Origin of the sequence: Nocardia sp. NPDC056541 (assembly GCF_042794235.1) — a bacterium.
GTDB lineage: Bacteria > Actinomycetota > Actinomycetes > Mycobacteriales > Mycobacteriaceae > Nocardia.
On sequence record NZ_JBHTUD010000028.1, the window covers coordinates 35,916 to 59,433 of the forward strand.

Here is a 23,518-nt window from a genome sequence, read left to right on the forward strand (position 1 = left end):
CGGCGGTGGGGCGACCACCCCTACCGGATGAACAGGAGTCCCGATGAGTGACGCGACGGAAGCACCGTTCGTCCGCTACAAGGTCGTCGACGGGTTCGCCAGGCTGACCTTCGACTCGCCGCACAACCGCAATGCGCTCTCGTCCAGGCTGGTTCGCGAGCTGCTCGCCGGATTCGACGCGGCGGCCACCGATCCCGCCGTGCGCGGCATCGTGCTGGCCCACACCGGTGACACCTTCTGCGCGGGCGCTGACCTCAAGGAGGCGAGCAACGCCGATCCCGCGGTGGCCGCCGATGAGCGCACCCGCGTGATGATCGACGTGCTGCGCGGCATCCTCGCCTCGCCCAAGCCGGTGATCGCGCAGATCGACGGCAATGTCCGGGCCGGTGGCATGGGCATCATCGGGGCCTGCGATCTGGTCGTCGCGGGGCCGGGCAGTAGTTTCGCGCTCACCGAGGTGCGCATCGGGATGGCGCCGTTCATGATCTCGCTCACGCTGGTGCCGCGGCTGGACCAGCGGGCCGCGAGCCGCTACTTCCTGACCGGCGAGAAATTCGATGCCGCGACCGCGCAGGAGATCGGCCTGGTCACCGTGGCCGCGCAGGACGCCGCCGCCGAGGTGAAACGCCTGAGTGGCGAGCTGCGCAAGGGGTCGCCGCAGGGACTGGCCGAGTCCAAGAAACTGGTCAACGCGGCGGTGCTGGCTACGTTCGACGCCGAGGCCGAAGCACTGGCCAAGCGGTCGGCGAGCTTCTTCGGCACCCCCGAGGTGATCGAGGGCATGACGGCCTTCTTCCAGAAGCGTCCGCCCAGCTGGGCACAATAGTCCGATGGCGACACCCCACGAACCCAAGCAGGACCGCAGCCGGGCCACCCGGCAGCGGCTGCTGGAGGCGACCATCGACTGCCTGGCCGAAACCGGCTGGGCAGCCGCCACCGTGTCGGTGGTCGCCGAGCGGGCCGGGGTGTCGCGCGGTGCCGCCCAGCACCATTTCCCCACCCGCGAGGATCTGATCACGGCCGCGCTCGAGTTCATGTTCGAGTTCCGGATGGACCAGGCCAAGGCCGAGGCCGAAACGGTGAACGCGGTCGCCCAGGGTGCGGGCCGCACGCGCGCCGTCGTCTCCGCGCTCGTCGAGTCCTACACCACCCCGTTCTTCAAAGCCGCGCTCCAGGTCTGGACCCACGCCGCCGCCGACCCGGCCCTGCGCGAACGCATCCTGCCCCTCGAGGCCCGGTTCGGCCGTATCTCCCACCGCCGCGCCATCGAGGCCCTCGGCGTCGACGACTCCGACCCGGTCACCCATCACCTCGTCCAGGCCACCCTCGACCTGGCCCGCGGCCTCGGCCTCGCCGACGTCCTCACCGACGACTCCGCTCGCCGCAAACTGATCGTCGACCAGTGGGCCGCCACCCTGCACACCGCCCTGAACCTGTCCCACTGAACCCTTGTGACCTGATCGTTTCGAGGTATATAGTTCGGGCATGGGGGAATATATATCGAGGGACTGTGCGATGACCAAACGCCTGATCGAGATCGACGACGAGCTACTCGAGTCCGCGCAGGACGCGCTCGGGACCGCAGGTGTCTCCGATACCGTTCGTGCCGCGCTGAACTCGGCCGTGGTGGCGCATGCGCGCGCCAGCGAAGTCGAATGGTTGGTCAACGGCGGCATGGCCGAAATGGCCGACAAGGATCGGCGCGACGACGTATGGCGATAACGGCGCGCTATCTCATCGACACCAGCGCGGCCGCTCGAATGCGTCATCCGGACGTGGGGGCCGCACTCGGGCCGCTGCTCGAGGCCGGGTTGATAGCCACGTGTGCACCGCTCGATTCCGAGGCGCTCTACAGCGCCCGAAGCCCGGCTGAATACGAACAGATTCGGTTTCGGCGCCGCGCAGCCTATGAGTACCTGCCCACCAATGACGAACACTGGCAAAGCGCCTTCACGATTCAGCGCGAACTCGCGCGGTCGGGCCGCCACCGCGCGGTCGGCATCCATGACCTGCTCGCTTCGGTGTTGGCGATAGAACACCGCCTTGTCCTGTTCCACTACGACTCCGATTTCGAAACGGTCGCATCGGTGGTGGACCTCAATCACCGCTGGGTCGCGCCTCGGGGGAGTCTCGAGACATCGTGACCAGGTGATGTCACACTCCGGTCGCCTACGTCGTCGTCTCTGTGAACCCGCAAGAAGCGGTGAAGGAGTGGATCATGGTGGAGCAGAAGAAGATCGCGGTGGCGGGCGCAACCGGGCGGCTGGGTCGGCACGTGGTGGATGTGCTGGTCGAGCGTGGGTATGACGTTGTCGCCTTCTCGCGCGCCGACGGTGTCGACATCGAGACCGGTGCGGGTCTCGACGAGGCGTTGACCGGGGTCGACATCGTTATCGACGCGTCGAGTACGCCGTCGGCCGATCAGCAGGTGGCGACCGAGTTCTTCACCGCTTCCGCGCGGAATCTGCATGCGGCGGGGGAGCGGGCCGGGGTCGAGCGGCTGGTGGTGGTGTCCATCATCGGGATCGACGGTTCGCTCGCCGGGTACAACGCCGCCAAGCTGGCTCATGAGCAGGAACTGCTCAAAGGTGCACTGCCGGTGCAGATCCTGCGTGCGGCGCAGTTCCACGAACTCGTCGAGGTGATGGTCGGGTGGGGCACGCAAGGCTCCGTCGCCTACGTTGCGGGTATGCGTACCCAGCTGGTCGCCGCTCGAACAGTTGCCGAGGCGCTGGTCGATCTCGCCGCGAATCCGATTGCCGCCGAAGATATTCCGTTCCCCGAGATCGCAGGCCCGCAGCCGGAGACCATGGCCGGTGCGGCCGCCGTTCTGGTCGAGACCCGCGGGGACGCGCTACAGATCATCGAAACCTCCGACTCGGCCAACCCCGACCGCGAGCAATTCGAAAACGGCACCCTCCTGCCGTCCCCGCACGCCACCCTGGCCGGTCCCTCCTTCGCCGAGTGGGTCGCCGCTGCGCTCTAACGCTGCTCGGCGCTCCAGTGCTGCTCGGCACATCAACGACGCTCGCCTGTCCGATGTTGCTTCCCCGGGGAGCTCGTGCAAAGGCTGCTGCTCCCGCTCTCCGACGTCGGGCCGAATTGTGATTGCGTGGTGGACGAAATCTGGGCGGCAACGCAGGGTGCCGGCGGCGCGATGGGGTGAGGCGACACGAAGGCTGGGCCCGGCGGATCGGGGTGATCCGCCGGGCCCAGCCTGTCGTCGAGACGGCTACGACTTCGGTTGGGTGAGGTCGTAGAGCGTTACCCCGTCGACCGTCGTCGCCGAGTAGTTCGCCGTCACCCATGCGGTGATCGCCGAGCTGGTCGACGCGCTGTTCCCGCCGGGACCACCGCGCCCACCGGCGACGAAGTAGTGGATCTTTCCGTCGGCCACGTACTGCTGGAACTGTTCGAGGGTGGGCGACGGGTCGCTGCCGTTGAACCCGCCGACCGGCATCACCGGCAGTTCGGTGGCCAACTGATACCCGGCGGCGCTGTTGGAACCGACGGCCGCCGCGACCCAGGTGTAGTCGGTGCCGTTCGACTCGAGCAGGGTGACGATCTGATCGCTCGGCCGTGATCCGCCCAGCAATCCGCCGGCGCCACCCATGCGCTGGTCGCCGTTCGTTCCCTGCGCGGCACCGTCCGGCGTCGCCGCGCCGTCCTGCCCCAGCGCGGCACCGTCCGGCGCACCCGTGGCCGCACCGTCCGGGGTCGTCCCGCCAGGTGCGGCACCGTCCCTCGCGGATCCGTCGGCGCCGGGCCTACCACCGTCGCCCCCGGGACGCATACCGGGTCCCCCCATACCGTGCATCCCGCCGGAACTCGGTCCGGCGGAAGGGATCGCACCGGAATGCGCGGACGCGAGGGTGTCGATCGAGTAGGCGATCGGCCCGGCGAGGCCGAGGAAGGCCGCGGCGAGCGCCACGATCACCGACTGCTTGCGAGCCAGTGGGAACACGAACGCGACGGTGGCGACGACACCGACGACAAGGATCGTCCAGCGCAACCACGGCTGGAAGGAAGCGCTGCGTGACAACAACATCCACGCGGTCGCCGTGGTGAGCGCAATGGCCACCGCGCCCGCGCACCGCACCCACAGCCGATCACGCGAACCCCAGATCTGCACGGCGCCGATCCCGACCAGCGCCGCCACGGCGGGCGCGAGCGCCACCGTGTAGTACTGGTGGAAGATCCCCGCCATGAAGCTGAACACCAGTTCGGTGACGAGAAGCCAACCGCCCCAGAGGATCAGCGCGGCCCGCCGAGCATCGGTGCGCGGCGCGCGTCCGCGCAAGGCGAGCCCGACCACGAGCGCGAGCAACGCCGCCGGAATCAGCCACGCGATCTGACCGCCCTGCGCGGGTTCGAACATCCGGGTGAGCCCGGTGCTTCCCCACATCCCGTTGCCGCCGGCGGGCAGTTCCCCGCCGGGGCCGACACTGCCGGTCTCGTTGCCGTTCAACCGGCCGAGTCCGTTGTATCCGAGAGTGAGCTCGATGATCGAATTGTTCTGTGACCCACCGATCCACGGCCGCGAATCCGACGGCCACAGCTCCACCGCCACTATCCACCACCCCGCGCCGGCCACCATCGCCGCTCCGGCGGCGAACAATTGCGCGACCCGCTTTCCCAGCTTCGGGGGTCCGGCGATCAGATACATCAGGGCCAACGGTGGCACCACCAGCAGCACCTGCAACTGCTTGGCCAGGAACCCGAATCCGATGAACGCGCCGGTGAGCAGCAACCATCGCCACCGTCCGTCCGCGACCGCTCGTGTCATCGCCCACGCGGCCGCGATCATCAGCAAGACGAGCAGCGCGTCGGGATTGTTGAACCGGAACATCAGCACCGCGACGGGAGTCACCGCGAGCACCGTGCCCGCGATCAACCCCGCCGCAGGTCCGAACGACCTGCGCACCGTCGCCCACAACAGTGCGACGCTCGCGACGCCGAGCAGCACCTGCGGCACCAGCATGCTCCAGCTGTTGAGCCCGAACAGCCGGACCGACAGTTCCATCACCCACAGCGAAGCGGGCGGTTTGTCGACGGTGATCGAGTTCGCGGCGTCGGAGGAGCCGAAGAAGAACGCCTCCCACGATTGCGAACCTGCCTGTACCGCAGCGGCATAGAAGTCGTTGGCCCAGCCGTTGGCGCTCAGATTGATGAGATAGGCGATCAGTGTGCCGAGCAGCAACGCCGCCAATGCGGGTCGCTCCCAACGCTTTCGGGTCGGCGTGGTCTTCGCGATGCCGGCGGGTGGGGTGGGTGCGATGGTCGTGGTCATCGACGGACCTCCACCGCGTGCGTGCGCGCTGCCGACTCCGCGCTCTCGGTGGCTGCGAACACCGGCGAGACGCTCGTGCTCCGGTCGGCGCCCGCGTGCCGGAACACCCAGCGCAGGCCGACGAAACGAGCGAGTGTCGCCACGAGATTGGCGGTGATCAGGACGGTGAGTTCCACCGCCACGGGTGCGTCGGGTGCCCAGCGGTGCAGGGCGAACAGGGACCCGCTGGTGACCGCCAGCCCGAACGCGAAGATGGCCAAGCCCTGGAACTGGTGCGAGATCGCGTTGCCGCGTCCGCGCACGCCGAAGGTGAATGCCCGGTTGGCGGCCGTATTGCCCACCGCGGTGACCAGCAGCGATATCAGATTGGCGCCCTGACTGCCGAGTAGCGGCTGCAGCAGCAGATACAGGACGATGTAGGCGAGGGTCGAGCTCACCCCGACGATCGCGAACCGCACCAGCTGCCCGACCATGCCGAGGGGTACTCCGGCGACCAGCGGTTCCCGCCCGACAGCGGCCCGCAGCTCGTCCAGCGGGAGGGCGCCGGTGGTCAGCGCCCTGGTCAACCGCCAGATTCCGCGCAGGTCCTTGCGTGCGGTATCGATGATGTCGACCCGGCTGTCGGGATCGTCGATCCAGTCGACGGGCACCTCGTGAATCCGCAGACCCGCCCGCTCGGCCAGCACCAGCAGCTCGGTATCGAAGAACCACTCGCCATCCCGAACCAGCGGCAGCAGTTCGCGCGCGACCTCGGTGCGCACGGCTTTGAATCCGCACTGTGCATCCGAAAAGCCCGCCCGCAGCGTGGTTTTCAGCAGTAGGTTGTAGCAGCGGGAGATGATCTCACGCTTGGGTCCGCGCACCACGCGAGCCGACGCGTCGAGCCTGGTGCCGATCGCGAGATCGGAATGCCCGGACACCAGCGGCGCGATCAGCGGCAGCAGCGCGTCCAGGTCGGTCGACAGGTCGACATCCATGTACGCGACCACCGCCGCGTCCGAGGCTTCCCACGCGGCCCGCAGGGCCCGCCCACGCCCTTTGGCGTCCAGGTGCAGCACCTCGACGCCGTCGAGTTCGGCGGCCAGCAACTCCGCCACCGCGAGGGTGGCGTCGGTGCTGGCATTGTCGGCGATGGTGATGCGGGCCGTGAACGGGAATCCGGCGCGCAGATAGGCATGTAACCGCCGCACGCACAGGCCGAGATCGACCTCTTCGTTGTACACGGGTATCACTACGTCGAGCACCGGCGCGCGGCTGCTCTGCATGGCCTTCTGCTCGGCCTCGGTCTGAGTCATGACACCCAGACTCGATGGCCGCGCTGCCACCGAGCTGGGACCGAGCTGGGAGGTTGCTGGGGATCGTGGTCAGCCGCGACGCAGGCGCAGCACGCTGTCGGCGCGCTCGCCGACCACACCGTCGGGGCTGGTCGAGGGGGTGTGGACCAGCTCGGCGGTCTCGACCTGCCACTCGGGCCCGAGCTCGAGCTGCTCGAGCACCTGCTCGATGGTCGGGAACACATGAGCGTGCATCTGGCTGGAGGCCCAGCTCGGCGCGGCCGCGTGCGCGCCGACCACCAGTACGCCACCCGGCGCGACGGCGGCCGCCGCGCTGCGCAGAATCCCGGCCCGCTCGTCCGGCAGTTCCACCGGGGAGTGCAGGAACTGCGCCGACACCAGGTCGAAGGTGCCTGCCGGGAAGCTCGCCTGGAGGTCGTGGCGCTCCCACACGATCGTCACGCCCACCTCGGCGGCCCGGCGCGCGCCACGCTCCATCGCGGTCGCGGAGATGTCGGCGGCGGTGACCTGCCAGCCGCCCTCCGCCAGCCAGATCGCGTCGGCACCCTCGCCGCAGCCCAGGTCGAGGGCGGTCCCGGGGGTCAGCTCGGAGACCTCGCGCACCAGGAGGGGGTTCGGGTTACCGGTCCAGATCTGCGCACGTTCGCGGTAGAAGTCTTCCCAGAACTCTTCGGCGTTCGCCACGGTCTCGGTCATCGATGCTCCTGGTCAGTCAGGGTGAAAGGATCATCCGATAGTGCATCGGCGGCTCCGACGGGCGCCAGAAATCTTGCTGTTTCAGCAAATGTGTTCCCGCTCTCGGTGGGGTGCGTAACCCGCGGTACGGCCCGCCCTAGTATTACTACCGTGACGCGCGGTTACCCCAAGACGGACGAGGCGCCGCGGCGTCGTGTCGACGCGCGGACCGAACGCTGGCGTGAGCATCGCGTGCAGGTGCGGATCGAATTCGTCGACGCCGCGTTCCGGGCGCTCGATCAGGTCGGGCCCGATGTGAGCATGGGCGATATCGCCAAGGAAGCCGGTGCGGCCAAGCCGAAGCTGTATCGCCATTTCGAGGACAAGACCGACCTCTACAACGCGATCGTCGACCGGGTACGCGACATGCTCTGGGAGCGCGTGCTCACCAGCGTGAATCTCACCGACGATTCGATCAGCGAACTCGTCCATACCGCGGCCACCGAATACGTGGCGGTCGTGTCGGCGCATCCGAACGTCTTCCGGTTCATGCTGCACAGCCATTTCAGCCAGCAGGCCAAGGAAACCGAACGCGCGCTGGTCGCGGCCCGCCAATCGGCGCGGCGGGCGGCGGAATTCTTCGCGGGCCTGCTGCCGACCGAATCGATCGACGTGACCGGGATCGAATTGGTGAACTATTCGATTTTCGGCGCGGTCGCCTCGGCCACGGACTGGTGGCTCGGCGCGAACCAGCGCGAAGTATCGGCGATGCCGGTCGAGCGCTTCGTCGACTATCTGGCCGAGAGCATCTCGGCGCTGGCGCAGGCGCACGCTCGCTTCAACGGGGTCAAGATCGACCCGTCGGAACCGCTGCGCTCGGCTTTCGGTCTCGACTGAGATCTCGCGCCCGACACGAACTCCGTTGTTCTCGTCGATCACGTCGTTGGGGTCGACGGGGGTGCGATGGGTTCAGTATGAACCTGGGTACCGACATGTTCGGGACGCCACGCTAGGCATACCTCGGCCGTGCGCGGCCGCGCCGATCATGCGTCGACGTGAAGTCTCCAGAGCGGTGATACGGGGCCGTGGCCTGCGCCGAGATCGTAGGAGGCGGCGAGGCATCGGTAGGTCCACTCTTTGGCGAACTCCACCGCGTCGGGAACCGGGTAGCCGTTGGCGAGCGCGCTGGCGATCGCCGCGGCCAGGGTGTCGCCGCCGCCGTGATCGTTGCCGGTGGCGATGCGCGGTGCGCTGAACTCGCGGAAGGTGTCGCCGTCGTAGAGCAGGTCGGTGCTGAATTCCGAGGCGCGCAGGTGGCCGCCCTTCACGATCGCCCACTGCGCGCCCAGCGCGTGCAATGCCTCGGCGGCCTTGCGCGCGGTGGCGTCGTCGACCACCTCGATGCCGGTGATCAGACGCACCTCGTCGAGGTTGGGGGTAACGACGGTCGCCAGCGGAATCAGCGTGTTGCGCACTGCCTCCAGGGCCTCCGCGTGCAGCAGTGGATCCCCGTGCATGGAAGCCGCGACGGGGTCGACCACCAGGGGGATGGTGCCCTCGCGCCCGATTCCGAGCTCGCGGCACACCCCGGCGACGGCCTCGATGATCGCGGTGGAGGCGAGCATGCCGGTCTTGGCCGCGCCGATGCCGATATCGCGCACGACCGCCCGTATCTGATCGGCCACGACCTGCGGCGGAATCTCGTGAAACCCGCTGACGCCCACCGTGTTCTGCACGGTCACGGCGGCCACCGCCACGCACGCGTGCACGCCGCACAGCGCCATGGTGCGCGAATCGGCCTGGATGCCCGCGCCGCCACCGGAGTCGGTGCCCGCGATGGTGAGCGCGCGAACGGGGGTCTGGCCATCGGGGGTCAGCGGCAACATCTTCACGCCCCAACCCTACGACCGCACTCGCCGTCGCGAGACCCCACCTGGGCACTGCAAATGAAAACCATTATCATTAACTCGTGACCAACACCCTGACACCTCTGCCCGTCACCGTCCTGTCCGGCTTCCTCGGCGCAGGCAAGACCACGCTGCTCGATCACATCCTCGCCAACCGCGACGGCCGCCGGGTCGCGGTGATCGTCAACGACATGAGCGAGGTCAATATCGACGCCGCGCTGATCGCGGGCCAGGGGCACCTCGACCGCACCCAGGAGAAGCTGGTCGAACTCACCAACGGCTGCATCTGCTGCACCCTGCGCGAGGACCTGATCGAAGCCGTCGCGCGTCTGGCACGCGAGGGCCGCTTCGACCAGCTGGTGATCGAGTCCACCGGCATCTCCGAACCCATGCCGGTGGCCGCCACCTTCGACTGGGAGTTCGACGACGGGTTCCGCCTCGGCGACATCGCCCGCCTCGACACCATGGTCACCGTCGTCGACGCCTCGACCTTCCTGGCCGAACTCGTCCGCGGACAGGCGCTCACGGAACGCGACCTCGAAGCCGGCGAGGGTGATGCCCGCTCGATCGCGGATCTGCTGGTCGATCAGGTGGAGTTCGCCGACGTGCTGTTGATCAACAAGACCGACCTGGTCAGCGCGAACGCCGCGGCCACGGTGGAGGCGACCGTGCGAAGGCTCAACCCGCGAGCGCACGTGCTGCGAACCGAAAAAGGCGTCGTGGATCTGCGCGAAGTGCTTGCCACGGGACGCTACAACCTGGTGGTCGCGGCCGAATCCGAAGGCTGGGCAGAGGAATTGGCGGGGGGACACGCTCCCGAGACCGAGGAATACGGGATCAGCAGCATCACCTTTCTCGCCGACCGGCCCTTCCATCCGCAACGCCTCGCCGCCGTGCTGGAGCGATTGCGGGGGATGTTGCGCAGCAAGGGATTCTGCTGGATCGCGAGCCGTCCCGAGCTGGCGGCGATCTGGTCGCAGGCGGGCCCGAATCTGACCTTCGAACCCGGCGCGTGGTGGTCGGAACTGGAAGTGCCTGCCGGACAGGAGCTCGTGTTCATCGGAGTACGCCTCGACGCCCCCGCCGTGCGGCGCGAACTTGACGCCGCGCTGCTCACCGACGCGGAGTTCGCGGCGGGCCCGAGCGCGTGGACCGGCTACGCCGATCCGTTTCCGGCCTGGGCCGACCTGCACGAGCATCACTGATTGGCATCTTTGCTGCGCGTATCACACTGCGCTGGTGCATGATTCGAATGGGTCGCGACCCACGCACCGATGAGGGGAGCGTGGGCCGCGGCACCTGGACGAATCAGGCCAGCCCGGCGAAGAACTCGCGAATGTCGCCGACCAGCACCGCGGGCGCCTCGTGCGCGGCATAGTGCCCGGCCGCGTCGTTCGCGCCGCCCGTACCCGCGCTGGTGTCGTAGGAATTCCAGCTGACGATCTTGCTGTGGTCGCGCTCGGCGAACCGGCGGATCGACTGGAAATCGCCGGCGAACATGGCCAGCCCGGTCGGGACCGTGGTCGGCTCGGTCGGCTGCTCGGTGGCGTGCGCGTCCTCGTAGTAGAAGCGCAGCGACGAACCCGCTGTCCCGGTGAGCCAGTACAGCGCCACATTCGCGATCACGAACTGCGCGTCGAGCGACTCGCCGAACAGCTGCGCGTTCCAGCCGAGCAGACCCACCGGGGAATCGGCGAGCGCGTAGGCCAGCGTCTGCGGCTGCTGGCTGTGCAGGGTATTGAAGGCCATCTTGTTCTCGTGGAACCACTGGAGATGCTGCAGCGCGGCCATATCCGCCTCGGACAGGCCCTCGAACTCGGCCGGGTCGCCGGACGGGAACGAGAACAGCTGGGTGACGTGCACGCCGATCACCGTGTCGGGCGCGATCCGGCCGATCTCCGGGGAGACCATCGAGCCGCCGTCGTTGCCGATGGCGCCGTAGCGCTGGTAGCCCAGGCGCGTCATCAGCTCGGCCCAGGCGCGGGCGGTGCGGTAGCGGTTCCAGCCGGTGCTGCGGGTGGGGCCGGAGAAGCCGAAACCGGGCAGCGAAGGGATGACGAGATGGAAGGCGGGCGCGTCGGCCGATTCCGGCTCGGTGAGGGGTGCGATCACGTCGAGGTATTCGAGGATCGAGCCGGGCCAGCCATGGGTGAGGATCACCGGCGTCGCATCGGCGCGCGAGGAGCGGATGTGCAGGAAGTGGATGTCCTCGCCCTCGATCTCGGTGGTGAACTGCGGGTAGGCGTTGAGCTCGGATTCCAGCGCGCGCCAATCGAACTCCTCGAGCCAGTACTCGGCGAGAGTGCGGACGCGACCGGCCGGGACGCCGTAGGCGTCGCCGACGCCGGGCAGTTCGTCGGGGTACAGGGCGCCGCGCAGCCGGTCGGCGAGGTCGTCGAGGCGGGCCTGCGGAACGTCGATTCGGAACGGGGTGATGGTGGCCATGTCGACTCCTCAAATTGAAACGGAATGTTTCGTTCTGTTCCAAACGTAGCAGAACGGAGCATTCCGTTTCAAATGGTAGGCTGATATTCATGGCGAACCAGACCGAAACCGCAGATCAGCCCCGCTTGCCCGGTCGCAAGGCGCAGGCCGCGCGCAACGACGGACTGATCCTCGACGCCGCCCGCGCGGTGTTCCTCGACGATCCGAACGCACCGATCGCCGCCGTGGCCGAACGGGCGGGCGTCGGGATCAGTGCGCTCTACCGGCGGTATCCGAGCAAGGAGGTACTGCTGCGCACCCTCTGTCACGAAGGGCTACGCCGATTCAACGCGGAAGCCGATGCGGCGCTGGCGGATTCGGATGGCTGGCGCGGGTTCGTCGGATTCTTGGAACGGGTCGTCGAGGCCGACGTGCACTCGCTCACCGTGCGTCTGGCGGGCACCTTCACGCCCGACGAGTCGATGCTGCCCGACGTCGTGCACTCGGGGGAGGCCGGCGAGGAACTGGTCCGCCGCGCCCACGCCAGCGGTCGCCTTCGGCCCGATGTCGACGCCCTCGACCTCGGCTTGATCCTCGAGGCCTGCTCGGCCATCACCATGCCCGACCCGGCGCGCACCGCCGAACTGCGCCAACGTGTCCTCGCGCTGATGGTGGACGGGCTCACCGCCGAGGGTGAGTTACCGGGCCCACCCCCGGCGACCGGCGAGTTCGCCTGGCGATGGGAACGCAAGCCCTGACCGCCGCCGATACGGCTCTGCTCCCGAGCGCGCAGCTGGCAGACTTGGCGCATCACCCGGACTGCAACGCGGAGGCGCGTAGTGAACTGGACCCTGGAAGTTGTGATCGTCCCGGTTTCCGATATCGATCGGGCCAAAGATTTCTACGCGCGTCAGCTCGGGTTCGCCGTCGACCACGACACGGTGATCTCCGACGACGTGCGCATCGTGCAACTCACCCCGCCTGGCTCGGGCTGCTCGATCGTCATCGGCAAAGGGGCGGTGCCGCAGATGCCGCCGGGCTCGCTGAAGGGCCTGCAACTCGTGGTTCCCGATATCGAGCAGGCGCACGCGGAGCTGGTGGCGCGGGGAGTCGAGGTCAGCGAGGTGCGCGAGCTCGGCAAGAATCCACGGCCCGTCCCGCACCCGCTCGACAATGTCGGTTTCGTCTTCTTCAGCGATCCCGACGGGAATAGCTGGGCGGTGCAGCAGATCTCCAGCCGAGCCGACAAATCCTCGAGCTGATTCGAACCCTGTCGGTATACCGCTTCGGGCGGGCACCATGCTCGCATGCTGTTGGAGAGGCCCACCGAAACCGGCGAGCGACGGATCCCGCTGTACCGTCGCCCCGGGTTCCTGCGCGCGCTCTCGCCGCTCGCGGTGTTGGTCATCTGGCAGCTCGCCAGCGCCAGCGGCTCGATCCCGGCCAAGAAACTGCCCGCGCCGTCCGCGGTGCTGGACGCGGGTCTGGAAACCTACCGATCCGGCCAGCTCACCGAGGCCCTGCTGGTCTCCGGCCAGCGCGCGCTGTACGGCTTCGCCCTCGGCGCGGTTCTCGCGCTGGTACTCGGCGTGCTCGCCGGCCTGAGCAAGATCGGTGAGTACGCGGTCGACCCGCCGCTGCAGATGATCCGCACCATCCCGCTGTTCGGCCTGATCCCGCTGTTCATCATCTGGTTCGGCATCGGCGAGGAGCCCAAGGTCTACCTGATCGCCCTCGGTGTGTTCTTCCCGCTGTACCTCAATACCTTCTCGGGCATCCGCCAGCTCGACCCGAAACTGCTCGAACTCGGCAGCGCCCTGCACCTCGGACTCGTCGAACGGCTGCGCCTGCTCGTGCTCCCCGGCGCCCTGCCGCAGATCCTGGTCGGCGCCCGGCAGAGTCTCGGCATCGCCTGGCTCTCGCTCATCGTGGCCGAACAGATCAATGCCAGTGCCGGACTCGGCTTCGTCGTCAACAATGCCCGCGAATTCCTGCGAACCGACATCGTGGTGTTCGGCCTGGTGGTCTACAGCCTGCTCGGCCTGCTCACCGACTCGATCGTGCGGCTGCTCGAACGCCGCGCACTGCGCTGGCGCCCGGCGGTGCACCGCTGATGTCCGCTTCTTCCGCCGGCTCGAGGACCCACCCCGTCCCGAGAGCAGGCAGGCCCGCTACCCGCCGCCGTTCGATCGCGAGGTTCACCCCATGACCGCTGCCGCAGCCACGACCGTCACCCCCATCTCGTCGCGATCGGCTCGCGTGCCCGCCGCCCGGATCACCGCTCTCAGCAAGCGATTCGGTGACCGCACCGTGCTCGACGGGATCGATCTCGAGATCGGCGCGGGCGAGATCGTCGCACTGGTCGGGCGCAGTGGATCGGGCAAGTCCACGCTGTTGCGGATCATCGGCGGCCTCGATACCGCCACTCGCGGTGCGGCTTCCGTCGAAGGCAGGCCGACGATCGTCTTCCAGGAACCCCGCCTGATCCCGTGGCAGCCGGTGGTGCGCAATGTGGCCCTCGGCAGGCCGAAGCCGCGCAATCGACGTGCCGACGAGCAAGCCGCCCGCGACCTGCTCGCCGAGGTCGGCCTCGCCGGTCGCGCCGACGCGTGGCCGCTCACCCTGTCCGGTGGTGAGGCCCAACGTGCCGCGCTGGCACGGGCATTGGTGGCCGAGCCGACGCTGTTGCTGCTCGACGAGCCCTTCGGCGCGCTCGACGCGCTGACCCGGCTGACGATGCACGAGCTGCTCCTCGGCCTGCACACTCAGCGCGAGTTCGGCGTCCTGCTGGTGACCCACGACGTGCTGGAGGCGATCACCCTGGCCGACCGCGTTCTCGTTCTCGACGACGGCCGTATCGCCGCCGACGTGCCCATCGAGCTACCACGCCCCCGCACCGCCGCCGCGCCGGAAGTCGCCGAGTACGCGACGCACCTGCTCGCGCTGCTCGGCGTGCACTGAACCCTCCGCACCATCGCACGAAAGTTGTTCCCGTGAAACGCACTCCGATGTCCCGTCTGGCAGGCCTTGCCCTCGCCGTCGTCGCAACGCTCGCACTGAGCGCCTGCGGCGACGACACGGCGACCGAGGCCGCGCCCTCGGGCCCGGTCGACCTGAGCACCGTCACGCTGAAAGTCGGTGACCAGAAGGCGATTTCGATCGAGGTGTTGCTGAAGGCATCGGGTCAGCTGGAGAACCTGCCCTACAAGATCGAATTCTCCACCTTCACCGCCGGTCTGCCGCTGGTCGAGGCGGCGAGTGCGGGCGGCATCGACATCGCCCAAACCGGCAACACCCCGGTGATCTTCGGCGCGGCCGCCGACGCCGACATCAAGATCGTCGGGGCGCTCTCGGCCACCGGCAAGGGTGACGCGATCCTGGTCGGCAAGGACTCCACAATCGGTTCGGTCGCGGCCCTCAAAGGCAAGAAGGTCGCCGTCTACAAGGGCAGTTCGGCCAACGCGAACCTGCTCCTGCAACTGCAGAAGGCGGGCCTGTCGCTGAGCGATGTCGAGCCGGTCTACCTGGCTCCCGGCGACGGCTACACCGCGCTCACCCGCGGTGACGTCGACGCCTGGGCCACCTGGGACCCCTACACCGCCATCGCGGAGAAGGAGATCGGCGCCAAGTCGATCGCCACCGCCGACCAGGCCGCCAACGGCTACAACTTCTGGGTGGCAGGCAACAAGACCGTCGCCGACGCGGGCAAGTCCGCCGCTCTCGCCGACTTCTTCCAGCGCTACGCCGCCGCCACCAAGTGGTCCTCGGACAATCTCGACACCTGGTCGACCAAATACGCCGAGCTGACCCAGATCAGCGTCGACGCCTCCCGCACCACCTGGACTCGCTCGATCAAGGAGCCGATCAAACTCACCGACCAGGTCATCGCCTCCGAACAGGAAATCGCGGATGCCTTCACCAAGGCCAAGGCCATCCCTGGCAAGGTTGACTTCAAGTCGTTCGTCGACACCCGCTTCGACAAGGCGTAAGTCGCGCTGAGCCGTCACGGCGCCGTCGATCCCACCGGATCGGCGGCGCCGCTACGCTTTTCCGAACGCGAGCGCGACATTGTGGCCGCCGAATCCGAACGAGTTGCTGAGGGCGTAGTCGATCTTGTGCGGTCGTGCGGCCCCGGCGACGATATCGAGATCGATCGCCGGGTCCGCGTTGTCGAAATTCAGTGTGGGCGGGACGATCTGCTCACGCAGGCTCAGGATCGTGAGCACCGCTTCGAGAGCGCCCACCGCGCCGATCGAATGACCGAGCGCTGACTTCGGGGCGTACACCGAGGCATCGGGAGCGACCGCGGTGATCGCCGCCGCTTCGGAAGCATCGCCGATCGATGTCGACGTCGCGTGCGCGTTCACGTGATCGATGTCGCGAACCCGCAGCCCCGCAGTGTGAACGGCCTTGCGCATCGCCCGCGCCGCACCGGTGCCCGCCGGGTCGGAGGCCACGATGTGGAAGGCGTCGGAGGTGATGCCCGCACCGAGCACTCGCGCGTGGATGCGCGCACCACGCGCCTTCGCGTGCCGTTCGGATTCGAGCACGAGCAGCGCGCCGGCCTCGCCGAAGACGAAGCCGTCGCGGTCGCGGTCGAACGGCCGGGAGGCGCGTTCGGGCTCGTCGTTGCGGGTACTCATCGCCCGCATCATCGCGAAGCCCGCGATGGGGACCGGGTCGATATGCCCTTCGACGCCACCGGTGACCACCACATCGGCCTCGCCGGTGCTGATCAGCCGCCATGCGTGCGCGATCGCCTCCGACCCCGACGAGCAGGCCGACACCGGCGCGAAAACCCCACCCTGCGCGCCGATGTCGAGTCCGACGGTGGCGGCGGGTCCATTGGGCATCACCATCGGCACGGCCAGCGGCGAGACCTTGCGGTAGCCGCCCGCCCGCATCGCGTCGACGGCATCGATCAGTGCGTCGCCGCCCCCGAGGCCGGTGCCGATGGCCACGGCGAGCCGCTCACGGTCGACTTCCGGCGCGCCCGCGGCCTGCCAGACCTGTCTGCCGAGGACCAGCGCCATGCGTTCGACGTAGGAATGCCTGCGCTGCTCGATCCGCGTCAGCTCGGCATCGGGCGAGGTGACCAGTGGTCCGCCGATTCGCACCGGCAGATCGTGCTCGGCGAGGAACCGCGTGGGTAGCGCGCGGATTCCGCTCTCGCCGCGCAGCAGGCGCGACCAGGTCTCGTCCATGGTGTCGGCCAGTGCGGTGGTCGCCGCGTACGCGGTCACCACCACGCCGCCCCGAGTTTCTGAAGCGATCGGTACAGTCACGATGACATGAATACCTGTAGCACTCGCTACAGTCAACCCATGGCCCGTCCCCTCGACCACCGCAAGCGCGCCGAGATGCTGGCCGGTGTCGTCACCTACATCGCCTCGCACGGCTTGGCCGAGCTCTCGCTGCGACCGCTGGCCGCGGCGCTCGGAACCAGCTCGCGCATGCTGATCTACTACTTCGGAACCAAGGAAGAACTGCTGGTCCAGGCGTTGGCGACGCAGCGACCCGACCTCGCCGCGGTCTTCGCCGAAATCGCCGAGCCCGCGCAGCTATCCGCGCGGCTGATCGGGTTCTTCGACGTGAATTCCGAGGGTGCCGAGGCCGACAGCGTGCGAGTGCTGCTGCAGGTGCTGGGTGCCGCGTGTGCCCCCGGCTCGCCGTACCAGGACTACGCCGAGGCCGCGATCGCCACCTTCGTCACCGAACTCGCCGCCGCGCTGCGCCGGACCGGGCTGGCCGAAGATCCCGAGGTGGTGTCCACGCTGCTGGTCTCCGGATTGCGCGGCATCATCCAGGACCGCGTGATCACGGGCGACCGGGAACGTACGGGCCGCGCCGCGCGCACCCTCATCGCGGCGGTCCTGCCCGGCTGAGCGCCCGTCGGTGATCGGGTCTCATCCGGCCCGGATCGGCCTTCGCGTGCCCGGATCGCGGCTGGACCTGCCGCGAGCATTGCCAGGCGGGCGTCACTGGTGTGGGTAGCTTGTCGTCAACGGACGTCGAGGGCCGAGCGGCCGGTGAGGTGGCCAGGGTGAGCGAAGCGCGGGACGAGTCCTACGGGTCGGTGCGCTGGGTGATGCTCGGGGTGCTGTGCGCCAGTCTGTTGCTGGTGGCGATGGATGCCACGATTCTCAATGTGGCGCTGCCGTCGCTGATCGAGGATTTGCAGGTCGGGCCGATGGAACAGCTGTGGATCATCGATATCTACGGGCTCGTGCTCGGCGGCTTGCTGATCACCACCGGTGCGCTCGGTGATCGGGTGGGGCGAAAGTTGTTGTTCATCAGCGGGTTCGTGCTGTTCGGCATCGCGTCGGTGGTCGCGGCTACCGCCGGGAGCGCGGCGCAGTTGATCGGCGGGCGGGTATTGCTCGGGATCGGCGGTGCGATGGTGATGCCGTCGACGCTGTCGCTGATCCGCAACATCTTCACCGACGTGCGCGAACGCACCATGGCCATCGGGATCTGGGCGGCGGTCGCCGGGGTCGGCGCCACGGTGGGGCCCATCGTCGGTGGGTTCCTCGTCGAGCACTTCGGGTGGTCGTCGGCGTTCTGGCTCAATGTGCCGGTGGTGGTCGTGACGGTGGTGGTGGGGCTGTGGGTGTTGCCGGAATATCGTGCGCCGCAGGCGGGGAGCCTGGACTGGTTCGCCGCCGCGCTGTCGGTGGCAGGCATCGTCTGTCTGGCGTGGGGCGTCAAGCATCTCGCGAAAGGTGAAGCGAGCGAGGTGGACTGGGCGATCCTGCTGATCGGCATCGCCGCGCTGGCCTGGTTCACCCGACGTCAGCTCACTGCCACCGACCCGCTGCTGGATGTGCGGCTGTTCCGCAACGGCGCGTTCACCGCGGCGGCCGTCGCGACGCTGCTGGCCATGATGGCGATCGGCGCGGCCATGTTCCTGATCTCGCTGTGGCTGCAATACGTCCACGGCTACAGCCCGTCGCAGGCGGGCATCCGGATGTTGCCCGCCGCGCTCACGCTGCTCACCGCCTCCCTGCTCACGCCGTTTCTGATGGAGAGGTTCGGTGTCCGCGCGGTGCTCGGTTTCGGCCTCGGTGCGGTCGCCCTCGGGTTCCTGCTGTTGGCGGTGAGTCCGGAACCCACCACCTATCCGGTGGTCGCGCTGGTGCTGGTGTCGTTCGGTCTCGGCGACGGTATGGCCGTGACCGCGGCTGCCGCAGTCCTGGTCGGCGCCGTGCCCGCGGACCGGGCGGGCCAGGCGGGTGCGGTGGAGGAGACCAACTACGAGGTCGGCGTCGGTTTCGGCGTCGCGCTGCTCGGCAGCCTGCACGCCAGGATCTTCAGTCAGCACATGACGGGCCTGTCCGTCCCCGCCGACAAGCTCGATCAGGCGAGCGGTTCGATCGGCGGCGCGGCCGAGGTGGCCACCGACCTACCCGAACCCGCCCGCGACGAACTCACCCATGCCGCCGGTCATGCCTTCGACGTCGCCCTCACCACCACGTCCTACATCTCGGCCGCCGTCGTCGCGGTGGTTGCTGTCGGCACGGTCTGGCTGGTCCCGAAAGGGTTCCGCGTCACCGGCGGCCACGGATGACCACACCCTTGACGCAACCCAACGGTTGCAATACTCTGAATTGCAACCAGTCGGTTGCAATATATGAGGAGGCATCATGGGATTCCCTGATCAGATCGTCCGGACCGTCGAGCTCGCGCATCCGCCCGCCAAGGTATGGGCGGCCATCACCACCGCGGAAGGGCTGGGGAGCTGGTTCGGCAATACCGCCGAGATCGACCTGCGACCGGGCGGGGACATGCGAATGACCTGGAAGGAAGGGTTCGCCGCCGACATGCGGGTGGAGCGGGTCGAGGAGCCCTCGGTGTTCGGCTACACCTGGCCGATCAACGGGCTGCCCGACGACGACCCGCGACGCACCTATGTCGAATTCAGCCTCGAGCCGGTCGGCGACGGCACCCGGCTGACGGTCACCGAGACCGGCTTCGCCCAGCTGCCCGAGGAGGCGCACAAGGCGGCGTTCGAGGGCAATGTCGGCGGCTGGAAGAGCGAGCTGGGCGAGCTCGTCGAGTACCTCGATGCGGCCTGAGCAGGAGGCCACCGCCGAACGGGTCTTCGTTGCGCTGGCCGATCCGAGCAGGCGGTCGGTACTCGCCGCACTCGCCGCGCACGGTCCGGCCACCGCGACCGACCTCGCCGATCGGCTGCCCATCACCCGGCAGGCGATCGCCAAACACCTTGCCCTGCTCGCGGATGCGGGCCTGGTGATCGCGGAACCGGGGGAGCGGCGGCGCGTGCGCTACCGCCTCGATTCCGCTCCGATGCACGTGGCACAACAATTTCTGGCCGCCCTGTCTCGTGACTGGGACGGCCCACTCGACGCGCTCCGCCGGCATCTCGACGGCTGAGCCGGAAGGAAACGCAATGAGCGACAACGATTTCACCGCCACCATCACCGTCGACAAGACACCCGACGAGGCCTTCGCGGCCATCAACAACGTGTGGGCCTGGTGGTCGGAGACCATCGAGGGCAGCACCGGCACGGTCGGTGACAGCTACCTCTTCGAGGTCCCCGGCCTGCACCGCTGCACCATGACGACCACCACGTCGATTCCGGGCGAGCGCCTGGTCTGGCACGTCACCGACTCGCACCTGTCCTTCATCGCCGACACCACCGAATGGGAGGACACCGACGTCGTCTTCGACATCACCGAGAACGCCGACGGCACCGAAATCCGTTTCACCCATGTGGGTTTGGTGCCCGCCGGGGAATGCTACGAGGTGTGCTCCAACGCCTGGGGCGCCTACATCACCACCAGCTTGCGTGGTCTGCTCACCACCGGTGAAGGCGACCCGTTCCGGCGCACGAGCACCGGCGAGTCGGAACTGCTCAAGCACGGCAACGCCGACTTGGTGAAGCCGCGTCCCTGATCAGCCCCGGGGCGCGATGAGCAGCGTCTGGGTGCTGCGCCCGATCGGCCCGGTCTCGTCGAACAGCGCGGATTCGGCGAGGCCGATGCCGTGTGGCTGGGGATGGGTGACCGCGTCCAGGCACACCCACTCGCCGACCGGCTGACGATGCAGGGTCACGGTGAGGTCGGTGTTGATGAACAGGTACTTCGACCAGTCGAGGACCGCGCTGACCCCGTTGCCCGAATCGGCGGCGGCCAGCGTGCGCTCCAGCGGACTCGGGGTGGTCCCCGCGACGATCGGGTACTTCAACCGGATCCAGCAGATCGCGGGCCCCGGCGCGGCGAATGATCCTGCGGAGAAACGGTATTCGATGCCGGTGTGGAAACCGATCTCCTGATCGGAGGGAAACTGCTCCGGCTCCGTCGCCGCGGGCAGTGGCCTGGTACCGGTCGGCAGGAACTGGGCGGGCAGATCGAGGGCGGGCTCGGCGAGCTTGAGCCGCCAGGCGTTGGCCTGCATCACGGGGCCGCGCTCCGACGACAGAGTCGCCTCGATCAGTTCGACACTGCGCCCCGACCGCACCACCTTCGCCTGCGCGGTGAGCGGAGCCAGCGGCACCGGCCCGAGAATCTCGACGGCGACTCGTCCGACCTGGAATCCCGGCCGGGGCTCGCAGCGCTCGATAACATGCCCGAGCAGAGCGGACGGCGGTCCGGCGTGCTGGGCGTCCGGCGACCACGGGCCCCGGGTCAGCTCGGTCGAGAGGTACCGGTTCGGGTCCGCGGGGTCTCGGCGGTAGAAGGCATCGGCCACCCGGCCGACGTTACCCCGCGCGCCCCGTGGCCTAGGCGCTGCCCGTCAGGAGGGCGGTGAACAGGTCGAACAGCGGGCGCAGGGCGCACGGGCTGGTGTCGGAGGTGCAGCCGATGGACGACGAACCGGAGTCGGCGACCGGGAGGGACGCGGCCTGGGCGGTGCCGAGCGGGGCGGCGACGGACAGGGCGGCGGCCGCGAGGGCCCCGGCGACGATGCGTTTCATTGATTCACTCCAGTGCTCGGCGTGCCGGTAGGTCGACACGATTGCCAATCGTTACCGATCGCCAGGGTGAGCGAAAGCCCCGAAATCCAGGGTGCACGCGCTGCGACGCCCGCCCGATCGCGAAGATCGGACGGGCGTCGGCGAGGGCGGAGCGGGGTCAGGAGACGACCGGGAGGTACACCTTGCTGCCGTGGTCGGCGAACTCGGCGGACTTCTCGGCCATGCCCGCCTCGATGGCGGCCACATCGGTGAGCCACTGCTTCTCCGCGTATTCGCGTACGTCGGCGGAGATGCGCATCGAGCAGAACTTCGGACCGCACATCGAGCAGAAGTGGGCGGTCTTGGCGGGCTCGGCGGGCATGGTCTCGTCGTGGTACTCGCGGGCGGTGTCGGGATCCAGCGAGAGCGCGAACTGGTCGTGCCAGCGGAATTCGAAACGGGCCTTGGACAATTCGTTGTCCCGGTCCTGGGCGTGCGGGTGACCCTTGGCGAGGTCGGCGGCGTGGGCGGCGATCTTGTAGGTGATCACGCCGACCTTGACGTCGTCGCGGTTGGGCAGACCGAGGTGCTCCTTGGGCGTGACGTAGCAGAGCATCGCGGTGCCCGCCTGGGCGATGATCGCGGCGCCGATGGCCGAGGTGATGTGGTCGTAGGCGGGTGCGATATCGGTGGCCAGCGGGCCGAGGGTGTAGAACGGCGCCTCTTCGCAGAGCTCTTCCTCGAGCCGCACGTTCTCGACGATCTTGTGCATCGGCACGTGGCCGGGGCCTTCGATCATCACCTGCACGCCATAGGATTTCGCGATCTTGGTGAGCTCGCCGAGAGTCCGGAGTTCGGCGAACTGGGCCTCGTCGTTGGCGTCGGCGATGGAGCCGGGACGCAGGCCGTCGCCGAGGGAGAAGGTCACGTCGTAGCGCGCCAGGATCTCGCACAGCTCACGGAAGTGCGTGTACAGGAACGATTCCTGGTGATGCGCCAAACACCAAGCGGCCATGATGGATCCACCGCGCGAGACGATGCCGGTGACGCGCTTGGCGGTGAGCGGGATGTAGCGCAGCAGCACGCCCGCGTGCACGGTCATGTAGTCGACGCCCTGCTCGCACTGCTCGATCACGGTGTCGCGGTACATCTCCCAGGTGAGCTTGGTGGGATCACCGTTCACCTTCTCCAGCGCCTGATAGATCGGGACGGTGCCGATCGGGACGGGGGAGTTGCGCAGAATCCACTCGCGGGTCTCGTGGATGTTCTTGCCGGTGGACAGGTCCATGATGGTGTCGGCGCCCCAGCGCGCGGCCCACACCATCTTCTCCACCTCTTCGGCGATCGACGACGACACCGCCGAATTGCCGATATTGGCATTGATCTTGACCAGGAACTTCTTGCCGATGATGGTCGGCTCCAGCTCCGGGTGGTTGTGGTTGGCCGGAATCACCGCGCGACCGAGCGCGACCTCGTCGCGCACCAGTTCGGGCGAGACCCCCTCGCGGGCGGCGATGAACCGCATCTCGGGGGTGATGATGCCCTGACGAGCCCAGGCGAGCTGGGTCGGCGGACCGTCGACGGTCGGGGAGTCCCATTCGTCGCGCAGTTTCGGCAGCCCGGCCTCGAGGTCGATCACCGCGTTGTCGTCGGTGTACGGCCCCGAGGTGTCGAAGACATCGAAGTGGTCGCCGTTGGTGAGGTTGATCCGGCGCACCGGGATGCGCAGGCCGTCTACCTCCTGGTAGTGCTTGACGCTGCCCTGGATCGGACCGGTGGTGACGGTGTCGACCGTCCTGTCAGAAGACGTGTTCGAGCCCACGATATTTCCTCCCTACGCCGGCATTACCCGGTCAGGTTCATACGGTCGACGGCCCTGAACGCCCGAGATGGGCTAGCCGTCCTCTCAGCCCGCTGGTGCGAGCCCCCGTGCTTCTTTGAGCGCTGACGCGCTCGAGTTCGCGGCCCCTTGTCCCGCCGATGGGAGGCCGTTGCTTGCTCCTTCGTCGC

Annotated in this window: 26 protein-coding genes and 1 riboswitch; of the genes, 17 read left to right on the plus strand and 9 right to left on the minus strand. The window is 68.2% G+C overall.

All coding sequences use genetic code 11. The annotated features are described in order from the left end of the window. The first annotated feature begins 43 nt into the window (after positions 1-43). From ACFQ9R_RS32055 to ACFQ9R_RS32075, 5 genes are all read left to right on the plus strand, one after another. Positions 44-826 carry an enoyl-CoA hydratase family protein gene (locus ACFQ9R_RS32055; RefSeq protein WP_378996093.1) on the plus strand — a complete coding sequence of 261 codons (783 nt, stop codon included), beginning with the start codon at positions 44-46 and terminating at the stop codon, positions 824-826. A 4-nt stretch (positions 827-830) separates the two neighbouring features. Next, positions 831-1,445, plus strand: coding sequence for a TetR/AcrR family transcriptional regulator (locus ACFQ9R_RS32060; RefSeq protein WP_378996095.1), 615 nt, complete (start codon positions 831-833; stop codon positions 1,443-1,445). A gap of 70 nt (positions 1,446-1,515) precedes the next feature. Continuing rightward, positions 1,516-1,722 (plus strand): hypothetical protein, encoded by a 207-nt coding sequence (locus ACFQ9R_RS32065; RefSeq protein WP_056814932.1) that lies wholly within the window; start codon positions 1,516-1,518, stop codon positions 1,720-1,722. Continuing rightward, positions 1,713-2,144 (plus strand): PIN domain-containing protein, encoded by a 432-nt coding sequence (locus ACFQ9R_RS32070; protein ID WP_378996097.1) that lies wholly within the window; start codon positions 1,713-1,715, stop codon positions 2,142-2,144. The genes ACFQ9R_RS32065 and ACFQ9R_RS32070 overlap by 10 nt, the downstream gene beginning before the upstream one ends. A 74-nt stretch (positions 2,145-2,218) precedes the next feature. Then, positions 2,219-2,986, plus strand: a complete 768-nt coding sequence (locus tag ACFQ9R_RS32075) for an SDR family oxidoreductase (protein WP_378996100.1) — start codon at positions 2,219-2,221, stop codon at positions 2,984-2,986. Positions 2,987-3,232: 246 nt separating this feature from the next. Here the strand turns inward: ACFQ9R_RS32075 and ACFQ9R_RS32080 are convergent, their stop codons facing one another. The 3 genes from ACFQ9R_RS32080 to ACFQ9R_RS32090 form a co-directional block, all read right to left on the minus strand. Beyond that, complete coding sequence (locus ACFQ9R_RS32080; RefSeq protein ID WP_378996102.1) at positions 3,233-5,290, minus strand: glycosyltransferase family 39 protein; 2,058 nt, start codon at positions 5,288-5,290, stop codon at positions 3,233-3,235. Further along, positions 5,287-6,585, minus strand: a complete 1,299-nt coding sequence (locus tag ACFQ9R_RS32085; RefSeq protein ID WP_378996104.1) for a glycosyltransferase — start codon at positions 6,583-6,585, stop codon at positions 5,287-5,289. Before ACFQ9R_RS32085 ends, ACFQ9R_RS32080 begins: the two co-directional genes overlap by 4 nt. A 69-nt stretch (positions 6,586-6,654) precedes the next feature. After that, on the minus strand, positions 6,655-7,281 hold the full coding sequence (locus ACFQ9R_RS32090; RefSeq protein WP_378996106.1) for a class I SAM-dependent methyltransferase: 627 nt from the start codon (positions 7,279-7,281) through the stop codon (positions 6,655-6,657). Positions 7,282-7,431: 150 nt separating this feature from the next. On the opposite strand from ACFQ9R_RS32090, the gene ACFQ9R_RS32095 reads away from it, so the two are divergent. Next, the gene (locus ACFQ9R_RS32095; RefSeq protein WP_378633734.1) at positions 7,432-8,157 is read left to right on the plus strand and encodes a TetR/AcrR family transcriptional regulator; all 726 of its coding nucleotides are present in this window, start codon (positions 7,432-7,434) and stop codon (positions 8,155-8,157) included. A 146-nt stretch (positions 8,158-8,303) separates the two neighbouring features. Here the strand turns inward: ACFQ9R_RS32095 and thiD are convergent, their stop codons facing one another. After that, the gene (thiD, locus tag ACFQ9R_RS32100) at positions 8,304-9,152 is read right to left on the minus strand and encodes a bifunctional hydroxymethylpyrimidine kinase/phosphomethylpyrimidine kinase (RefSeq protein WP_378996108.1); all 849 of its coding nucleotides are present in this window, start codon (positions 9,150-9,152) and stop codon (positions 8,304-8,306) included. 89 nt (positions 9,153-9,241) lie between these two features. Here thiD and ACFQ9R_RS32105 point away from each other — a divergent pair, with 89 nt between their 5' ends. After that, entirely contained in the window at positions 9,242-10,372 is a 1,131-nt protein-coding gene (locus tag ACFQ9R_RS32105; RefSeq protein ID WP_378996152.1) for a GTP-binding protein, read from the plus strand. Between the two features lie 103 nt (positions 10,373-10,475). Here ACFQ9R_RS32105 and ACFQ9R_RS32110 read toward each other — a convergent pair whose 3' ends face one another. Then, positions 10,476-11,612 carry an epoxide hydrolase family protein gene (locus ACFQ9R_RS32110; protein WP_378996111.1) on the minus strand — a complete coding sequence of 379 codons (1,137 nt, stop codon included), beginning with the start codon at positions 11,610-11,612 and terminating at the stop codon, positions 10,476-10,478. 89 nt (positions 11,613-11,701) lie between these two features. Between ACFQ9R_RS32110 and ACFQ9R_RS32115 the strand changes: the two genes are divergently transcribed. The 5 genes from ACFQ9R_RS32115 to ACFQ9R_RS32135 all read left to right on the plus strand — a co-directional run bounded on the left by ACFQ9R_RS32115 (position 11,702) and on the right by ACFQ9R_RS32135 (position 15,580). Continuing rightward, positions 11,702-12,349, plus strand: coding sequence for a TetR/AcrR family transcriptional regulator (locus tag ACFQ9R_RS32115; RefSeq protein ID WP_378996113.1), 648 nt, complete (start codon positions 11,702-11,704; stop codon positions 12,347-12,349). An 81-nt stretch (positions 12,350-12,430) separates the two neighbouring features. Beyond that, on the plus strand, positions 12,431-12,853 hold the full coding sequence (locus tag ACFQ9R_RS32120) for a VOC family protein (RefSeq protein WP_378996116.1): 423 nt from the start codon (positions 12,431-12,433) through the stop codon (positions 12,851-12,853). 45 nt (positions 12,854-12,898) lie between these two features. Next, positions 12,899-13,705, plus strand: coding sequence for an ABC transporter permease (locus ACFQ9R_RS32125; RefSeq protein WP_378996118.1), 807 nt, complete (start codon positions 12,899-12,901; stop codon positions 13,703-13,705). 91 nt (positions 13,706-13,796) lie between these two features. Beyond that, complete coding sequence (locus ACFQ9R_RS32130) at positions 13,797-14,552, plus strand: ABC transporter ATP-binding protein (RefSeq protein ID WP_378996120.1); 756 nt, start codon at positions 13,797-13,799, stop codon at positions 14,550-14,552. Positions 14,553-14,584: 32 nt separating this feature from the next. Next, positions 14,585-15,580 (plus strand): aliphatic sulfonate ABC transporter substrate-binding protein, encoded by a 996-nt coding sequence (locus tag ACFQ9R_RS32135; RefSeq protein ID WP_378996122.1) that lies wholly within the window; start codon positions 14,585-14,587, stop codon positions 15,578-15,580. 51 nt (positions 15,581-15,631) lie between these two features. Here the strand turns inward: ACFQ9R_RS32135 and ACFQ9R_RS32140 are convergent, their stop codons facing one another. Continuing rightward, positions 15,632-16,876 carry a KasA/KasB family beta-ketoacyl-ACP synthase gene (locus ACFQ9R_RS32140; protein WP_378996124.1) on the minus strand — a complete coding sequence of 415 codons (1,245 nt, stop codon included), beginning with the start codon at positions 16,874-16,876 and terminating at the stop codon, positions 15,632-15,634. A 39-nt stretch (positions 16,877-16,915) separates the two neighbouring features. Here ACFQ9R_RS32140 and ACFQ9R_RS32145 point away from each other — a divergent pair, with 39 nt between their 5' ends. The 5 genes from ACFQ9R_RS32145 to ACFQ9R_RS32165 all read left to right on the plus strand — a co-directional run bounded on the left by ACFQ9R_RS32145 (position 16,916) and on the right by ACFQ9R_RS32165 (position 20,508). Beyond that, positions 16,916-17,476, plus strand: coding sequence for a TetR/AcrR family transcriptional regulator (locus ACFQ9R_RS32145; RefSeq protein ID WP_378996126.1), 561 nt, complete (start codon positions 16,916-16,918; stop codon positions 17,474-17,476). 158 nt (positions 17,477-17,634) lie between these two features. Then, complete coding sequence (locus ACFQ9R_RS32150) at positions 17,635-19,158, plus strand: MFS transporter (RefSeq protein WP_378996128.1); 1,524 nt, start codon at positions 17,635-17,637, stop codon at positions 19,156-19,158. Between the two features lie 76 nt (positions 19,159-19,234). After that, positions 19,235-19,666, plus strand: coding sequence for an SRPBCC domain-containing protein (locus ACFQ9R_RS32155; RefSeq protein WP_378996130.1), 432 nt, complete (start codon positions 19,235-19,237; stop codon positions 19,664-19,666). Next, positions 19,656-19,985: an ArsR/SmtB family transcription factor gene (locus tag ACFQ9R_RS32160; RefSeq protein ID WP_378996132.1), complete on the plus strand. Its 330-nt coding sequence runs from the start codon at positions 19,656-19,658 to the stop codon at positions 19,983-19,985. Before ACFQ9R_RS32155 ends, ACFQ9R_RS32160 begins: the two co-directional genes overlap by 11 nt. Positions 19,986-20,001: 16 nt before the next feature. Next, entirely contained in the window at positions 20,002-20,508 is a 507-nt protein-coding gene (locus ACFQ9R_RS32165) for an SRPBCC domain-containing protein (RefSeq protein ID WP_378996134.1), read from the plus strand. Here the strand turns inward: ACFQ9R_RS32165 and ACFQ9R_RS32170 are convergent, their stop codons facing one another. The 3 genes from ACFQ9R_RS32170 to thiC all read right to left on the minus strand — a co-directional run bounded on the left by ACFQ9R_RS32170 (position 20,509) and on the right by thiC (position 23,330). Then, positions 20,509-21,303: a thioesterase family protein gene (locus ACFQ9R_RS32170; RefSeq protein ID WP_378996136.1), complete on the minus strand. Its 795-nt coding sequence runs from the start codon at positions 21,301-21,303 to the stop codon at positions 20,509-20,511. Positions 21,304-21,334: 31 nt separating this feature from the next. After that, the gene (locus tag ACFQ9R_RS32175; protein WP_378996138.1) at positions 21,335-21,529 is read right to left on the minus strand and encodes a hypothetical protein; all 195 of its coding nucleotides are present in this window, start codon (positions 21,527-21,529) and stop codon (positions 21,335-21,337) included. A gap of 157 nt (positions 21,530-21,686) precedes the next feature. Beyond that, a complete protein-coding gene (gene thiC, locus ACFQ9R_RS32180; protein ID WP_378996140.1) occupies positions 21,687-23,330 on the minus strand; it encodes a phosphomethylpyrimidine synthase ThiC in 1,644 nt (547 codons plus the stop codon). Beyond that, positions 23,323-23,449, minus strand: a riboswitch (TPP riboswitch). Its footprint overlaps the gene before it by 8 nt. Positions 23,450-23,518 lie beyond the last annotated feature (69 nt).

Excerpts from the sequence above, each read along its gene's own strand:
- ACFQ9R_RS32075 (WP_378996100.1), top strand. The coding sequence starts at position 2,219 with ATGGTGGAGCAGAAGAAGATCGCGGTGGCGGGCGCAACCGGGCGGCTG.
- ACFQ9R_RS32090 (WP_378996106.1), bottom strand. The coding sequence starts at position 7,281 with ATGACCGAGACCGTGGCGAACGCCGAAGAGTTCTGGGAAGACTTCTAC.
- ACFQ9R_RS32145 (WP_378996126.1), top strand. The coding sequence starts at position 16,916 with ATGGCCCGTCCCCTCGACCACCGCAAGCGCGCCGAGATGCTGGCCGGT.
- ACFQ9R_RS32080 (WP_378996102.1), bottom strand. The coding sequence starts at position 5,290 with ATGACCACGACCATCGCACCCACCCCACCCGCCGGCATCGCGAAGACC.
- ACFQ9R_RS32130 (WP_378996120.1), top strand. The coding sequence starts at position 13,797 with ATGACCGCTGCCGCAGCCACGACCGTCACCCCCATCTCGTCGCGATCG.
- ACFQ9R_RS32055 (WP_378996093.1), top strand. The coding sequence starts at position 44 with ATGAGTGACGCGACGGAAGCACCGTTCGTCCGCTACAAGGTCGTCGAC.
- ACFQ9R_RS32160 (WP_378996132.1), top strand. The coding sequence starts at position 19,656 with ATGCGGCCTGAGCAGGAGGCCACCGCCGAACGGGTCTTCGTTGCGCTG.
- ACFQ9R_RS32125 (WP_378996118.1), top strand. The coding sequence starts at position 12,899 with ATGCTGTTGGAGAGGCCCACCGAAACCGGCGAGCGACGGATCCCGCTG.
- ACFQ9R_RS32155 (WP_378996130.1), top strand. The coding sequence starts at position 19,235 with ATGGGATTCCCTGATCAGATCGTCCGGACCGTCGAGCTCGCGCATCCG.
- ACFQ9R_RS32065 (WP_056814932.1), top strand. The coding sequence starts at position 1,516 with ATGACCAAACGCCTGATCGAGATCGACGACGAGCTACTCGAGTCCGCG.
- ACFQ9R_RS32165 (WP_378996134.1), top strand. The coding sequence starts at position 20,002 with ATGAGCGACAACGATTTCACCGCCACCATCACCGTCGACAAGACACCC.
- ACFQ9R_RS32060 (WP_378996095.1), top strand. The coding sequence starts at position 831 with ATGGCGACACCCCACGAACCCAAGCAGGACCGCAGCCGGGCCACCCGG.
- ACFQ9R_RS32175 (WP_378996138.1), bottom strand. The coding sequence starts at position 21,529 with ATGAAACGCATCGTCGCCGGGGCCCTCGCGGCCGCCGCCCTGTCCGTC.
- ACFQ9R_RS32110 (WP_378996111.1), bottom strand. The coding sequence starts at position 11,612 with ATGGCCACCATCACCCCGTTCCGAATCGACGTTCCGCAGGCCCGCCTC.
- ACFQ9R_RS32070 (WP_378996097.1), top strand. The coding sequence starts at position 1,713 with ATGGCGATAACGGCGCGCTATCTCATCGACACCAGCGCGGCCGCTCGA.
- ACFQ9R_RS32115 (WP_378996113.1), top strand. The coding sequence starts at position 11,702 with ATGGCGAACCAGACCGAAACCGCAGATCAGCCCCGCTTGCCCGGTCGC.
- ACFQ9R_RS32085 (WP_378996104.1), bottom strand. The coding sequence starts at position 6,585 with ATGACTCAGACCGAGGCCGAGCAGAAGGCCATGCAGAGCAGCCGCGCG.